This is a genomic window from Lacticaseibacillus suibinensis (genome assembly GCF_003946175.1).
Taxonomy (GTDB): domain Bacteria; phylum Bacillota; class Bacilli; order Lactobacillales; family Lactobacillaceae; genus Lacticaseibacillus; species Lacticaseibacillus suibinensis.
On sequence record NZ_RHOK01000007.1, the window covers coordinates 20337 to 35489 of the forward strand.

The 15153-nt window shown below is 53.4% G+C and carries 12 protein-coding genes; 4 read left to right on the top strand and 8 right to left on the bottom strand.

Annotation, left to right across the window (positions count from 1 at the left end):
* The first annotated feature begins 36 nt into the window (after positions 1-36).
* Both EKM90_RS04770 and EKM90_RS04775 read left to right on the top strand, forming a co-directional pair.
* Positions 37-387: a hypothetical protein gene (locus tag EKM90_RS04770; protein WP_125580222.1), complete on the top strand. Its 351-nt coding sequence runs from the start codon at positions 37-39 to the stop codon at positions 385-387.
* Positions 388-457: 70 nt separating this feature from the next.
* On the top strand, positions 458-1228 hold the full coding sequence (locus tag EKM90_RS04775) for a tyrosine-protein phosphatase (RefSeq protein ID WP_164507857.1): 771 nt from the start codon (positions 458-460) through the stop codon (positions 1226-1228).
* Between the two features lie 42 nt (positions 1229-1270).
* On the opposite strand, the gene EKM90_RS04780 is transcribed toward EKM90_RS04775, so the two are convergent.
* On the bottom strand, positions 1271-1741 hold the full coding sequence (locus tag EKM90_RS04780; RefSeq protein WP_125580225.1) for a DUF1307 domain-containing protein: 471 nt from the start codon (positions 1739-1741) through the stop codon (positions 1271-1273).
* A 378-nt stretch (positions 1742-2119) separates the two neighbouring features.
* Between EKM90_RS04780 and EKM90_RS04785 the strand changes: the two genes are divergently transcribed.
* The gene (locus EKM90_RS04785) at positions 2120-3241 is read left to right on the top strand and encodes an NAD(P)-dependent alcohol dehydrogenase (protein WP_125580227.1); all 1122 of its coding nucleotides are present in this window, start codon (positions 2120-2122) and stop codon (positions 3239-3241) included.
* 69 nt (positions 3242-3310) lie between these two features.
* Here the strand turns inward: EKM90_RS04785 and EKM90_RS04790 are convergent, their stop codons facing one another.
* The 5 genes from EKM90_RS04790 to EKM90_RS04810 all read right to left on the bottom strand — a co-directional run bounded on the left by EKM90_RS04790 (position 3311) and on the right by EKM90_RS04810 (position 9729).
* Positions 3311-4006, bottom strand: a complete 696-nt coding sequence (locus EKM90_RS04790; protein WP_125580229.1) for an L-ribulose-5-phosphate 4-epimerase — start codon at positions 4004-4006, stop codon at positions 3311-3313.
* Positions 4007-4015: 9 nt separating this feature from the next.
* Positions 4016-5440, bottom strand: a complete 1425-nt coding sequence (gene araA / locus EKM90_RS04795; RefSeq protein WP_125580231.1) for an L-arabinose isomerase — start codon at positions 5438-5440, stop codon at positions 4016-4018.
* Positions 5441-5463: 23 nt separating this feature from the next.
* Positions 5464-7050 carry an FGGY-family carbohydrate kinase gene (locus tag EKM90_RS04800; RefSeq protein ID WP_125580233.1) on the bottom strand — a complete coding sequence of 529 codons (1587 nt, stop codon included), beginning with the start codon at positions 7048-7050 and terminating at the stop codon, positions 5464-5466.
* Positions 7051-7163: 113 nt separating this feature from the next.
* Positions 7164-8240, bottom strand: coding sequence for a GntR family transcriptional regulator (locus tag EKM90_RS04805; protein WP_125580235.1), 1077 nt, complete (start codon positions 8238-8240; stop codon positions 7164-7166).
* A 148-nt stretch (positions 8241-8388) separates the two neighbouring features.
* Positions 8389-9729: a 6-phospho-beta-glucosidase gene (locus EKM90_RS04810; protein ID WP_125580237.1), complete on the bottom strand. Its 1341-nt coding sequence runs from the start codon at positions 9727-9729 to the stop codon at positions 8389-8391.
* 160 nt (positions 9730-9889) lie between these two features.
* On the opposite strand from EKM90_RS04810, the gene EKM90_RS04815 reads away from it, so the two are divergent.
* A complete protein-coding gene (locus EKM90_RS04815; protein ID WP_125580239.1) occupies positions 9890-10639 on the top strand; it encodes a MurR/RpiR family transcriptional regulator in 750 nt (249 codons plus the stop codon).
* 392 nt (positions 10640-11031) lie between these two features.
* On the opposite strand, the gene EKM90_RS04820 is transcribed toward EKM90_RS04815, so the two are convergent.
* The gene (locus tag EKM90_RS04820) at positions 11032-13743 is read right to left on the bottom strand and encodes an HAD-IC family P-type ATPase (protein ID WP_191987465.1); all 2712 of its coding nucleotides are present in this window, start codon (positions 13741-13743) and stop codon (positions 11032-11034) included.
* A 345-nt stretch (positions 13744-14088) separates the two neighbouring features.
* Positions 14089-15120, bottom strand: coding sequence for a Gfo/Idh/MocA family oxidoreductase (locus EKM90_RS04825; RefSeq protein WP_125580241.1), 1032 nt, complete (start codon positions 15118-15120; stop codon positions 14089-14091).
* Positions 15121-15153 lie beyond the last annotated feature (33 nt).

Sequence of the window (15153 nt, forward strand, 5' to 3'; positions counted from 1 at the left end):
TAATCTAACGATGAGAAACTGAAGGAGGCGACGTCGATGTTCAAAAAGTTGGTGATCACCCTCGGGCTGCTGCTAGCTGCTGGTTTATTTGGTTTTACCTTGTGGCTGTGGCCTGATTATGTCGCCCGCACCACCACTTTGAAAACATTGAACGCCGAGAACGTCACCCTGACGGATTACACCGATGTGGAAACCGCTCGCCAGTTGGAAGCAGACAACTACCGAGTCGTGCTAGATAGTGACAATCAAGGCAGCAAAGGCGTCGCGGCCTACGCCATGAAAATCAACGGCGTGGAATACTGGGTGGAACTGAAGCGCGAAGGAAATTGGTTTCCACGTGAAACATTAAAGCGTATCAGCGTCTTTCAACCAGATGGCTCGAATTGACGATTTCGGCCGCGTTTTCACTCAAAAAATGATAAACTTACGCTGAATATATTTTATAGGAGGCGCACTCTTGAGTGACTCAGCTTTAGCGCACCTGATTGAATTACCTGGCACCATTAACCTGCGCGATATTGGCGGCTATCACACCCGCGACGGCCACACCATTCGCAAGCACAAACTGTACCGCTCCGGCCTGATTACTTACATGCCAGAAGCCGTTCAGCAGCATCTGATTGAAATCGGGTTGAACACCGACATCGACCTGCGCCAGCCCGCCGACCGCAGCAAGGCGCCAGATGTCGAGCTGCCAGGCGTGGCTTATCACAACTTGTCGCTTTACCCCTTTGCAGATCATCCCCACTTCATGATGAAGTTTCGGCTCGCATCCAAAGCGGCTCACTTCACCCTCGCCCGCGATTCCTACCGCTACATGGCCACGGACCCGCGCACCGCGAAGATGCTACGCAAGGTAATCCAGCTCCTGGTGCAAAACGAAACCGGCGCAACCTTGTTTCACTGTTTTGCTGGCAAAGACCGCACCGGCGTGGTAGCCATGCTAATTGAAGGCCTGCTCGATGTGCCGGAAAAAGTCGCCCATCAAGATTACATCGTCACCAACGATATTTTGATGGACCGCTTCACCGGTGATCAAGCCGCCGCCGATTTGCCCATGACCAACCGTATGGTGATGGGCATGAATTCCCAACCGGCCGATGACAGCTACTTCGAAGCCGTGCAAACTGTGGTCAAACAATATGGCGGCTGGCCGGCGTATGCTAAGGAACATCTGGATTTAACTGACAGTGACATCAAAGATTTGAAGCGTCTTTATTTGGAATAGCAAAATGGGTAGGCAATCCGCGGATTGCCTACCCATTTTTAATTACTTTTCTTCGTAGCCAGCGGCCTTCAGTACGCCGACCGATTGCTTCAAGCTAACGCTATCCGCCGTCCCAGTCCCGGCGCCTTCAGCGGCTTTCAGCTTTTTCATGTTGACCTTAGTGTAATCAATCGTGATTTTTTGCGTGGCCTTGTCGCCATCGCGCTTCACTTCCGTCGTCACGCCAGCCAAGCCCTTGTATGGCTTCACCGCGGCCTTCATTTTGGCATAAGCAGCGTTGGTTTGCTTCTTACTCTTACTACCCATTAACTTGGAAAGCGTCACTTCGCTGAGCGCTTCTTGCTTCACAACCTTGTCGGAATTGCGCTTGGTGTAATACGTAATGGTGGTTTTATCCCCAGCGATTTGCGTATTCACCAACGTGGTCTTCTGCAAAAACAGCGAGCACGCGGCCAGCGTGGTCACCGCCAGCACCGCCAAAACCGCGAGTAATGATTTGAGTGTTTTCTTCATACAATTCTCCTTCGTTAACGGTTAGTCACCTTTCACCTGGCCAAAATGGCAAAGCGAATTGTGTTTATCATAATATTTTAATCTTACGAAAGCAACACCAGGCTGTGAAGCCGGGCGTACTTAGCCCGACAGGTAACCTTTCTCTCGCATGTCAGTATGTACGTGCTTTGCACAACAGACTGATCAAACTTGCGACATTGCCGCCAGGTTTTGGCGGCGAGGTCACAAGCGTAGTTAGCTGCTCGGCCGTTGCCCAGCGCAACGCAACACCAGCCTGTGGCGCTGGCACCCGGCCCGTTGTGAAACCGCTTTATTTTTCCGGGCATTCGTGAAATAATGATCATGTGTTAAATCCAATTTCCCAAAGGAGTGTTCAGATTGAAGATCAAAGCAGCTGTTGTTGAGAAGCAAAACGCCGATTTTGTGATTAAAGATGATATTGAATTAGCGGAAATGGGACCAGATGACATTCAAGTGCACATGGTGGCCAGTGGGATTTGCCACTCAGACGAAGCCCTGCGCATCGGCGACGCAGTGATTGACTATCCCATCGTGCTCGGCCATGAAGGCTCTGGGATTGTCGAAAAAGTCGGCCCGGAAGTCACCCAATTCAAGCCGGGTGATCATGTGGTGCTTAGCTTTTATGCCTGCGGCAACTGTAAGAGCTGCCTAAAGGGCATTCCGACGCAATGTGAAAACTACGCGCATAACAACCTGTCTGGCATTCGCCCCGACGGCTCCAGCCACTTCACCGAAGATGGTCACCATGTTGCCGACATGTTCGACCAAAGCTCCTTCACCACCACCACCGTTGTACGCGAACGCAACGCCGTGAAAGTCGACAAGGACCTTGACTTGCGCAAGCTGGGGCCGCTGGGCTGCGGCTATGTCACCGGCTCCGGCACCGTTTTGAACACCCTGAAGCCAAAACCTGGCGACACGATTGCGGTCTTTGGCACTGGCGCGGTTGGCCTGGCTGCCATGATGGCAGGCCGGATTTCCGGCTGCACCAAGGTCATCGGCATCGACATCGTGGACTCGCGGCTGGAATTGGCCAAGGAACTGGGCGCAACCGATGTGATCAACTCCAAAGGCATCGACGTGGTCAAAGCCGTGCAAGACTTGACCGGCGGCTACGGCGTTGACTGGGCCGTTGATACCACTGGTGTCACCAAGGTCATGGAAGACTCCATCAAAGTCTTAGCCCAAGGCGGCACCACGGCGACGATTGCGGTCACGCCAAATCACATTGACGTCGACACTTGGAACGACCTGTGCGTCAACGACAAGAAGATTGTCGGCGTCAACATGGGGGACTCCATTCCGCAAGTCGACATCCCCCGCTTGATTGACTTCTACAAGATGGGCGTCTTCGACTTCGATAAAACCGAAAAGTTCTACAAGTTCAATCAGATTAACGAAGCTAACGCCGACTCCCGCTCTGGGAAAACCATCAAGCCAGTGCTGGTGATTGACGAAGATTACAAGCCAGGCGAATAAACCCCTAAGCCAAAAGAAACTGCCAGTCCTGTTTGATACAGGACTGGCAGTTTTTTGCTGCTGAAGCCTTTATTTTTGCCCGTAATAGGCGTGCTTGCCATGCTTGCGGTAATAATGCTTATCCAGCAGATACTGCGGTACATGATGATCAGTTGAACTTAAAGTCATGGCTTGATAATCAATCTGGCTGACCACTTCAAGCACCTTGGCGTTATAAACCGCCTTAGCCGGCGTTGCCCCCCATGTGAAGGGCCCGTGCTGGCTAACCAGCACCGCTGGCACCGCGTCATGATCCAAATGGCGCTCCTGGAAGGTTTTCACAATCACGTTGCCGGTTTCCTCTTCGTAAGCCCGTTCGATCTGGGCCTGCGACAGCGGATCCGACACTGGGACATCCCCGTAGAAGGTGTCGGCAGCAGTGGTGTTGAGCGCCGGAACATCGAGATTAGCACTGGCAAACGTCACCGCGTAAGGTGAGTGCGTGTGCACAATCCCACCGATATCTTTGAACTGGTTGTATAAGACGACATGCGTGGGAGTATCACTGGATGGACGCAAATCACCTTCCACCACTTCCCCTTTCAGGTTCACCACCACCATATCGCTGGGCTTTAGGGTCTCATAAGCCACCCCTGACGGCTTAATCACAAACAAACCCGCCTCCCGATCAATGCCGGAAACATTCCCCCAAGTAAAAGTCACCAGATTCAGCTTGGGCAGCTGCATATTCGCCTCATAGACTTCTTCTTTCAGCTTTTCTAACATGCTAGCCTCCTACTGAATCACAACAGCTTGAACATCGAACATCGTCGCCAGCGCCTGAATTTGATCCATAGTCAGGTTGAACGACAAAACCGTATGGTGACCGCCACCATTTTGAATCCAGGCGGTGGCCCCTTTTTCTAACCCAACGGTCGGGGTCCAAAGCTGGCTGGCCACCGGCAAGTGGGGCAACGCCTTTTCGGCCTGCTTGGCATGAACGGGGTAGCCAATCAACTTGAAGCCATCGCGAAAATCAGCCAAGGTCACATCAATGGCCGCTCCGGCACTGCCATTGAAGACCAGACGAGCCGGATCGGCCTTGCCCCCAATATCCAAGGGATGGACTTCGATGCGCGGCTGATCAGACGCGATAGAAGGATCAACTTCCAGCATATGCGACCCCAAAATTGCCTCGTGCCCTGGTCGCAAATCCAAGGTGTAATCTTCCATGAAGGAAGTTTTTTGATTATGCGCCATGACCTTCAGCACATGGCTGAGCGCAGAAGTCTTCCAATCCCCTTCGGCCCCAAAGCCGTAACCTTCCGCCATCAGCAGCTGTGCCGCCAATCCTGGTAGCTGCTCCAACCCATGGAGATCCTCGAAATTAGTGGTAAAGCAGTTGTAGCCACGGTCGTCTAAGAACTGCTTGATGCCAAGATATTCACGCAATTGATAGCGGACAGCATGATCATACGCCGCTGGCGCGCGGTCTCCGCGCACGACCTGGTACTTCGCAATTAACTTCGCATAAGCGTCATCAATGTCATTTTCTGTCACCGCATCGATGACCTCAACCACATCATGCAAGGCATAATAATCAACAGTCCAGCCAAACTTAATCTGGGCCTCGACGCGATCGCCATCGGTCACCGCCACATTGCGCATGTTATCGCCGAAACGCGCCACTTTGGTCTGAAAACTTTCAGCATAAGCCACGGCCACATCCTGCCAAGCCGCAATCTCCGCCTTCACTTTCGGCGTATCCCAATGGCCGTACACGATTTTGTTGTGAAGCCCCAGCCGCGCATTGATGTAGCCATACTCACGATCCCCATGGGCGCTTTGATTCAGATTCATATAATCAAAATCGATGGTTTCGTAGGGAATATCTTGGCGGAACTGCGTCGCGAGGTGGAGCAGCGGCTTTTGCAACAGTTTGGTCCCGCGAATCCAATTCTTAGCTGGTGAAAACGTGTGCATCCAGGTGATGACGCCGGCCACTTGATCGCGATAGTTGGCTTCTTTCATAAAGGCCGTAATCCCGTCGGCGGTAGTGAGCACGCCTTTGAATACGACTGGATAAGGCAAGGTGCCACTTGCGTTTAATTGCGCCGCAATCACCTGGCTGTCTGCTTCCACCTGTTTCAGGGTTTCTTCGCCATATAACGCTTGGCTCCCCACGGCAAACCAAAACTCATAGTCCTGTGCTAATTTCATGTCATATCCTCCATTCAATCGGTCTAATCGACTAAATTCCCCGCCTGCCGAGCCAGCGGCAGCGCCTGCTGATACCGCACTAGGAACTGCTGATAAGCGGCCTGCCCTTTGGCCGCCGGCGTTAGGGTGATGCCTGTCGCTGCTTGAAAGACCCGATGCTTCAGAAAAGCCGCTAAATCACCACCACCTTGCTGGGCAAACAAGGCCAACACCGCCATGCCAAACGGTCCGCCGACATCGGCGTTGGTCATCACAGTGATGGGTACCCCCAAGGCATCGGCCAAAACTTGCTGCGCAATCTTCGGTGTCTGGAACAGGCCGCCCTGCGCGACCATCGCGGTTTGTTTCAAACTGACTTCCTGCTCCAGCTGCGCCATCCCAATGCTTAATGGGACAAAAGCGGCAAACAGTTGCGTGGCCATAAAATTGGGTAGCGTCAACCGGCTACTAGGCGTCCGGACCTGCAGCGGCCGCCCTTGCTCCACTCGAGTTAGGTTTTCTCCTGACAAGTTTGCGAAAGCCAACAAGCCGCCCAAATCGGCATCTGCGTCAGGAACAGTCCCCAAGAGCTTGGGATAAAGGTCGCTCGGCGCCATGCCTGTCGCCGCGGTGATGGCATCACCCAGCAGCGTGACCCAAGCGTTGAGATCAGAAGAGCAGTTATTGGCGTGAATCATCGCCACTGGCTGCCCTGTCGGCGTCGCCACAAGATCAATGGCAGGGTCCCAGTGCTTGGGGACGCTTGGCAAAACCACCATGGCAAACGCGGAAGTCCCCACCGAAATATTGCCTGAGTTGATGGCCACACTGTTAGTCGCCACCATACCAGTCCCGGCATCGCCTTCTGGTGGGGCCATCAGTGCACCAGCCTGCAAAACGCCACTAGGATCGAGCAAGCGCGCGCCAGCCGGTGTCAAATAACCAGCAACGGTACCCGCTTTTAACGGCGTCGGCAAAAGCCGCTCGAGATGCAGTCCTTGTGCCTGCACGGCAGGCAAGGCGTCGAATAACGCCAGTTTCGTGGCGTCATACTGACCGGTTGCCGCGTCAATGGGAAACATCCCTGCTGCATCCCCAACGCCAAGCACCTTTTGCCCTGTTAGCTGCCAATGCACATAGCCCGCCAGCGTGGTCATGGTGTTAATCCGAGTCACAGGTTCGCCATTTAAAATTGCTTGGTAAAGATGTGCCACACTCCAGCGCTGGGGAATGTTAAAGGCAAACAACTCGGACAACTCAGCTGAAGCCGCTGCCGTCGTGTTATTGCGCCAAGTCCGAAAAGGCGTCAGCAACTGATCTTCATCGCCGAAAACCAAATAGCCATGCATCATGGCACTAATCCCGATGGCGCCAATCTGTTCCAGCTGGCAATCGTATTGCGCCTTCACAGCGGTCGCCAGCGCTTGGTAGGCGGCCTGGATCCCACGCCAAACCTGAGCCAGGCTGTAGGTCCAGGTGCCGTTTTGATAATCATTGGTCCAGCCATACGCGCCGGTGGCAACCGGCGTTAATTCATCCGTTAATAACTCGGCTTTGATCCGCGTCGAACCCAGCTCCAGGCCCAACACCAGCCGGCCACTTTGAATTGCTTGTTTGATTGCCTTTTCCATTGGTTTCTCCCACCCATAAAAAAAGAAGTTGCACACTTTGTGCAACTTCAAGGTATGAGATTTATTCGTCCCTATCAAATTAATTCAATTGTTTCAAACCAATTCGGATCAATTTACACGAGTGCCCGGGTCGAGGCGCGTAGCATCAACTTGGCCGGATATTGATGTGAGCTTGGACGTTGCTGCGCAATCGCCTTCAGCACCGCCCGACCGGCATCCTCACCCATCAGACGTTTCGGATGCACCACTGTGGTTAACTCAGGGTTCAGATAGCGGCTCATTTCATAATCATCAAATCCGACCAAGGAAATATCGGCTGGCACTTTCAAGCCAATCTCACCGAGCCAAGAAATCAGGCGAATGGCGAGTTGATCGTTGTAACAAGCAATCGCAGTCGGTTTCAACTCCCCTGTCACTTGGTCGAGAATCCGCGCCTTAAGCTCCGCCAGGCGATCACCTGACTGGTAAAGCATCACATTACCGCTCGTCACCCCTGCCAACTTGGCTTGATACGCTTGAACGAAGCCCTGCATGCGGTTAACGCCTTGTTGATCATCAATCTGAAAGAGCCCCAAAATCTTGCGGTGGCCCTGTTCAAGTAAATACTCAACCAACTGCCGTTCGCCGCTTGCCTCATCCACGGTCAAGGTCGGAAAGTCTGCCAGTCCAGCGTAGCCGGCGTTAATGAACACCACTGGCGTACCCGCCAACGCAATCCGGCGATACAGGGCTAAATTAGGATTGGTCATGGCACTGCGCGTCGGCTCGATAATCAAGCCAGACACACCGGTCTCAATCATGCGCAGCAAGCTCCGCTGTTCATTAGCAAATTCATTATGCGTATTACTCAGCATCAGGCCGTAGCCGGCGGCACTCACGACGCTGTCAATCCCAGAAATAATCGGCGGAAAAATGTAGTCCGCCAAATGCGTTGTGATAACGCCGATAATTTTCTGTGCCGCTTGCTGATGCTGCCGATGCCGAGGATCTTCCACAAAGTAGCCACTGCCTTGGACAGCGCGCAATAGGCCTTCATCAACCAAGACCTTTAGCGCCTGCCGTAGCCCATAGCGGGACACCTGAAACTGCGTCAGCAACACGCGCTCAGTCGGTAGCTTTTCCCCGATGGTATATTGCCCAGCAATAATGGCTTCCCTTAAGGCTAATTCAACTGCTTCGTGACTCTGCATGCTCCTCACCACCCTGCCTGTGATTCATTCCGAAACCGGCTTACTTTTAATCTCTAGTTAACACCATCTACCGTTTGAAATAAATAGCATGAAGCAATAATCGCAGCCAGTGCAGTGTGGCTCAAGCATCGACTGCTATCAATGGTAGTTAAAGCGTCCCGTTTGCGCGCAATGCCGCAAAATCAAATTGCGGCAAGTACGGTTCATTCGCCAGCAGCAGTTCATTCAGGAGCGGCCGCGCATCGACATCACTATGCACCAGCGGATTAATGGTCATGGCCTTCAGGGCGGTGGCGTAATCGCCGGTCACAGCGGCTTCACACCCCACGTGCTCGAAAGCCTTCATTTCGCGCACAATCCCGGCCGCCGCCACGGGTAAATGGCCCACGGTTAACGGCATTGGGCCGTGGCTGGTGATAACGCAATTCAACTCCATCACCGCGTCGGGGGCCAAGTCAAGGCACGCCCCATTGTTCGGCACATTGACGGTTTGAATATCGCGCCGATCCGCGTATAACCCATAGATTAAATTGCACGAGGCCTGACTGTACCCCGACCCGCCGCGCTTTTTCAGCTCCGGCGGCACGGTATTGAGCTGCGGATCACGATATAGATCAAACAGCTGGTGCTCCAGGCGCTGAGCGACCACGGCGCGCGATCCTTCGTGACTGGCGGCGCGGGCTTCTTCCGCCACCACCTGCTTGGTTTTCCAGTAATATTGCAGATAGCTAATCGGCACCACGCCGAGGCTTTGGAGAAAGTCCCGGTCCCAATTGCCCACGCCAGGATTATCGACGCGCTGGCGTTCAGTGGTGACCAAATCAATGACATGCCGCGTCACGTCAGCGCCATCCAGGTAAATATGCTTTGCGAACACAAGATGATTGAGCCCGATAAATTCGGTGTAAACATGCTCCCGGGTGGTTTGCAACGCATTCACGATATCGCGCTGAATATTATCAGGGCCATTGCACAAGCCAATGACTTTCTTCCAGCCGGTATAATGGGTCACCGCCTCGGCCATCATCCCAGCCGGATTGGCAAAATTGATCAACCAGGCGTCAGGGCACAGCGCGGTCATTTCTTTCACAATCGCCAGCAGCACCGGTATCGAGCGTAGCGCCATCATTAGCTCCCCAGCACCATTGGTTTCTTGGCCGACCAGCCCGTATTTCAGCGGAATATTTTCATCGTTGACCCGTGCCGGCAGCTGCCCCACGCGAAATTGGGTGGTGACAAAATCGGCGTCCTGCAGCGCCGCCCGCCGATCCAGGGTGGTGATGATTTTCATCGGTCGGTTGGCGCATGCGACCATGCGCTTGGCCATAGCGCCAATGATGGCCAGCTTCTCTTCCCCTGCCGGCACATCCACCAGCCACAGCTCCTTGACAGGCATGTCATCGTACCGATCCAAAAACCCTTGGACCAACTCAGGTGTGTAACCCGAGCCACCACCAATCGTGGCCACTTTAATTGCTTTTTTGCTCATGTTTTCCCTCCGCATACTTTGATACCTTCACTATACGAAGTTGCACTCGCCTCAACTAGGCCTAAAGGGGCAATAGGCAACTGATCGGCAAATGGGTATTTGTGACTTTGGCGATACGCCCTGTATCATTCGCGGTACAATAGCGTTGGAGGTATTGCCTATGCTGTTTCTCGATCATCCCGTCGCTCTATCTGATATCGACTTAAGTATCTATAAATACGTGTTGCAACACTTGGATCAGGTCAGCTACATGCGCATTCGCGAATTGGCGGCTGCCACCCACAGTAGCACCGCCAGCATTCAGCGTTTTTGTCACAAATTCGAATGCGCCGGCTTTTCGGAATTCAAAATTCGGCTGAAGCTCTTCGCCACTGAACAAGCCGCCAAAAGCCGCCCGGCGCCAGTGGATTCAGGCATGTACATCAACTTCTTCCACCGCGTCAGCACCCCTGATTTCGACCGCAATATTCAAGCAGCGGTCAAACTGCTGCGGCAGTGCGAACTGGTGCTGTTCATCGGCGTCGGCTCATCGAATGTCATGGCCGAATATGGCGCGCTGTATTTCTCATCGCTGTTTCACATGGCGGTGCGGATTGAGGATCCGGTGACCTATCCGCAACGCTATTTTCCCAAAGCACTGCTCGACCATGCTTGCGTCGTGGCGCTCTCCGTGTCTGGCGAAACGCCGGAGATTATCAGCTACCTGAGCAATCTGAGCTTCCGCAATAGCCACACGATTTCCATCACCAACAGCGCCCAATCCACCGTCGCGCGGTTGACAGATGTCAATATTGCCACCGATATCGCCAAGGAAAGCTACGTTGAACAGGATGTGACCTCGCAGGTGCCGTGCTTGTTTACGTTGGAGTATATTGCCAAGCTACTGCATGAGGAAGTCGGGGCAGGATAAGGTACACAAAAACGGGTGTCCCGCTCAAGGACACCCGTTGATGTTTTATGTGACCGGGATAAAGTGAGCTTTTGAATATAAAGCGTTTAATCAATCGCTTTGACACCGTTTCAGGACAGCGGTGAATCGAATGGTACTTCTCTTCACTTACGTCAGCGCACACGTCACCGCGGTCATCATCGGCGGCGGCGTTAACGTTGACTAACGGCGCAGCGACCAAGTCTCACTTAACCTGGTCGCTGCGTTTTTTGATTGCAACAAAAAAGCGGGTGCCCATTAAGGACGCCCGCCGCCGGCTTACACCAGGTCACTACTCCTGATGCGGTGATCGACATGGAATTTCTCTTCGCTGTCACTATAACAGGTAATCAACTAATTGAATAATCAATTGATTAAGCTTGTTTCTCTGCCTCAACGGCCCGCTCTTTATGCGCCCACTTGCGATAAGCCAACCGCACGAGCTTGTCGGCTTCGGTGACGACCAGGGTAATCACCCCGGCGCCGACCGCGACGCCCCATTCCAGCCAGGACATCCCCGCAGTGCGGAAGACATCTTGCATGAATGGCACATAGGTGATCGAGAACTGCAGGAGCATCATCAAACCAATGACCACAAAAGCCATGGGATTCTTGAAGAACTGCTTCGACAGCGCCGGCGCACTGGTGCGGATGTTGAACAGGTAGAAAATCTTCCCCAGGATGATGATGTTAACCATCATCGTGGAGGCCACCGTCGCGGTGACATAGCCATTATCCAGCAGGAAGTCATGGGCAATCAGCCCGATTCCGGAAATCATCACCGACACATAGATCATCTGCACAATATCATGCAGGTTCATCATGCTGGCGGTGTTCGAGCGCGGCGGCCGCGCCATGATGCCAGGTTCCGCCGGTTCCCAGATAAACGCGAATTGAATCGTGATGGCCGAAACCATGTTGATCCACAGCATTTGGCTGGCGTTCAGCGGCATGTTGTCTTGAGTCAAAATCGTAAACGCGATGACCAAGCCTTCCGCGAAACTGGTTGGCAGCAAGAACAAGATACTCTTTTTGATGTTGTCATAGATCCGGCGGCCTTGCGCGATTGCCTTTTCCATGGTGGTGAACTTATCATCGGTCAAAATCATGTCCGCCGCGTCTTTCGCCACGTCGGTCCCGGATTGACCCATGGCCACCCCAATGTCGGCCTTCTTCAACGCTGGCGCGTCGTTCACGCCGTCGCCGACCATGGCGGTGACATTCCCGGCTTCTTGCAAGGCCGTGATGATGGCCAGCTTATCCGCCGGTGTGGTGCGGGCGAAAACATCCGTGGCCACCATCGCTTTGGTGCGGTCGGCCTCACTTAAAGCCGCCAGCTCGGTCCCGGTAATCACGGATGGCGAGTCCGCCAAGCCCAGCTTTTTGGCAATCGCTAGCGCGGTGTCTGGGTGATCCCCGGTAATCATCCGCACCTTAACGCCTGCCATGCGCATGTGGGCAATCGATTCAATAACTTCTTCCCGTGGTGGGTCAATGATAGCCGCCAGCCCTAAGAAGGTCACGCCGGCCGTGCACAGTTCATCGGTGATTTCGGTCACCTCTGCACCAACGGTTTGCGCCGCCACGGCGATGACACGCTGACCATTTTGGGAATAGTTCTTGGTCAAATCCAGGTAGCGCTGCGCATCAAAATCAGGGTCCGCCGCCTGCGCCATCGGCAGCACCTTATCAGGTGAGCCCTTGACGAAAAGGCGGTGCTTCCCATTCGGCAGTGCCATCAGCTTGGCCATGTATCGGTTGTCCGAGTCAAATGGCAGCATATCCAGTTCTTCGTACTCCGGCTCTTCTTCATAACCTTTGAAGTACGCGGTTAAAAATGAGCCGTCCGTCGGTTCACCATTGATTTCGTATTTGCCATCGATTTCCGCCAGCGTCGTATCGTTCGCTTCAAAGCCGGCAATCAGCAAGTCGCGCAAGTCGGCGCGGTCCTGCGGGGTCACGGTTTCGCCGTGCAAGGTAAAGTGGCCGGTTGGCGTGTAGCCCGTGCCGGACACTTCATATTCGTGCTTAGGGGTGACGATTTGGGTGATGGTCATTTCGTTTTTCGTCAGCGTCCCGGTTTTATCCGTGGCAATGACATCCACTGAGCCCAAGGTTTCCACCGCCGGCAAGGTTTTGACGATGGTGTTTTCCTTGCGCACCAGTTGTTGCATCCCCATGGCCAACACCACAGAGGTTGTCGCTGGCAGGCCTTCTGGCATCGAGCCCACCACCATGGTGACAATGGCCAGCGCCAAAGTGCCCACGGTGTATTGACCCGACCACATACCGAGGCCGAACAGCACCACAGCCACGGCCAAAATGCCGTACGAAATCCCTTTCCCGAGGTTGTCGAGTTCGCGCATCATCGGGGTTTTCCCTTTGCGCACGTCGGCAACCGCTTGTGAAATCTTACCCAGTTCAGTATCTTTCCCAGTCGCTACGACCAGCCCCATCCCGGAACCTGTCGCGACCGCCGTCGACGCAAACGCCATATTGGTTTGCTCCGCCAGCGGTGTCTCGGCCGGTAAGGCTTCAACTTGCTTTTGCACGGAATTACTTTCACCGGTCAAAGCGGCTTCTTGAATCGAAAGATTATCAATGTCGAACAGGCGCAGGTCAGCTGGGACGTTATCCCCAGCTTCGAGGAACACCACATCGCCCACCACAATGTCAGCCGTGTCGATATCGACGCGTTCGCCATCGCGGTAAACCGTGGCGGTGTGGGCCAGCATCTGCTTGATTTTTTCAAGCGCGTTGCTGGCGTTGCTCTCCTGCGAATAACCGATGATCGCATTGATAATAATGACCAGGGCAATAATGATCGTATCGGTCATGTGCCCCATCACCGTCGTCAGCACGGCGGCCCCAATCAAAATATAAATGATCAGGCTGTTGAACTGACGGATGAAAATGACCCATTTAGGTGTCGTGTGCGACTCCAACGCATTCGGCCCATTTTGTGCCAAACGCTTTTGTGCCTCTTCGCTGGTTAAGCCAGCCTCTAAATCAGGCACATCGAGTTCTTGTTGAAGGGTAGTTACGTCTAAATGGGTCATCGGCCTATGTTCACCGGGATCGTCCATATATCATCATCCTTTTTCTCATAAATTTGGCAGAGTTTTCCTGCTCGTATCTCATATTTTAACCAAACCAAAAGCGCAAAGCAACAGGACTCGGGACTGATTTCGAGGCTGCGAACGAAGGCGCTTTTAGCCGGATGATTAGCCTAGCCAAGCGCATTGAAGCCCGGGCTTGGCTTCAAGGTGCTTGGCGTAGCTAATCACTCCGGCGTTGCCTTCGTGAGCGCAACTATAAAGGCTGTGGCGTAAGGCCGGTCTTAGCCTGATGATTAGCCTTTTGAGTTAGAAAAAAGCCAACCCCCTCGCATCCACTGCGGTCAGGATGACTCTCATCTCAAAACAAATGTATTACAGCGTTGCTTCCAGCTGCTCGGCCCCTGTTTCCAGAATTTCCATCAGCTTAATCGTCTGCTCCGGCGTCACCACTTGCGGGGCGCCTGCCGTCAGGGTTTTAACCAATGCTTCATAGAAATATTGATACCCGCCGACTGCCGAAACCACTTTTTCTTCGTGAAATTGGCCGGCCTCATCCATATATGATAAAAGCCCGTACTGGTCCGGCGTATCAACGCCAAAATCAGGGTGATCAGGGCTTGGCATGTAGAATTTCTTCATCATCGCCTCTTGCTGATCGGTTTCCTGCTTCAGGAAGCGCCCGCGCGTGCCGTAAACCACAAAGGACGGCCGATAAATCAGACGGAAGTGACTGGACTTCACCGAAATCTTCAGGCCCTTGGGATAATGCAAATCAAGATCGAAGTAATCCGCGTCGTGGCCCGGGCCTAGCATCTGATGCACGTCATATTGAATCGACTCTGGTTCGCCCCAGTAGGACAGCACCTGATCCACCGTGTGCACGGCGTGACCATATAGGAAGCTACCCAAGCGCGAGTAGCCGTTACTCTGCTCGGAAGATTGCGGCCGGTAGTAGTCAAAATTGTTTTCGACTTCATAGATCTGGCCGAGCTTGCCTGATTCGATCACCTTTTGCACGGTCAAGAAGTCAGAGTCAAAGCGCCGGTTCTGATAGCCTTCCAGTAGTAGACCCTGCTTTTTGGCAAAAGCAAACAACTCCTTCGCCTGCGCCGCGGTTTCGGTAAACGGCTTTTCTAGCAGCACGTTTTTACCATGGGTCAACGCCGCCATCGCCAGCTCGTAATGGGCAGCCGGCGGCGTGGTAATGGCCACCAGGGTTACTTCGGGGTCGTTCCAGATGTCGTCGATGTTTGTCGTATAGGCAATGCCGGGCTGCTTGGGCCATGGTGAATTATCATGGCGCGCATAGATTGTTTTGATCTTCAGACCGGCGACTTGCTGAGAAAACGGCAGGTGATAGCGATTGGTCGCCTTGCCGTTGCCAATATAAGCCATTGTAATCATCGTGATAACCTCCATCAGGTTGGGATAACTTTA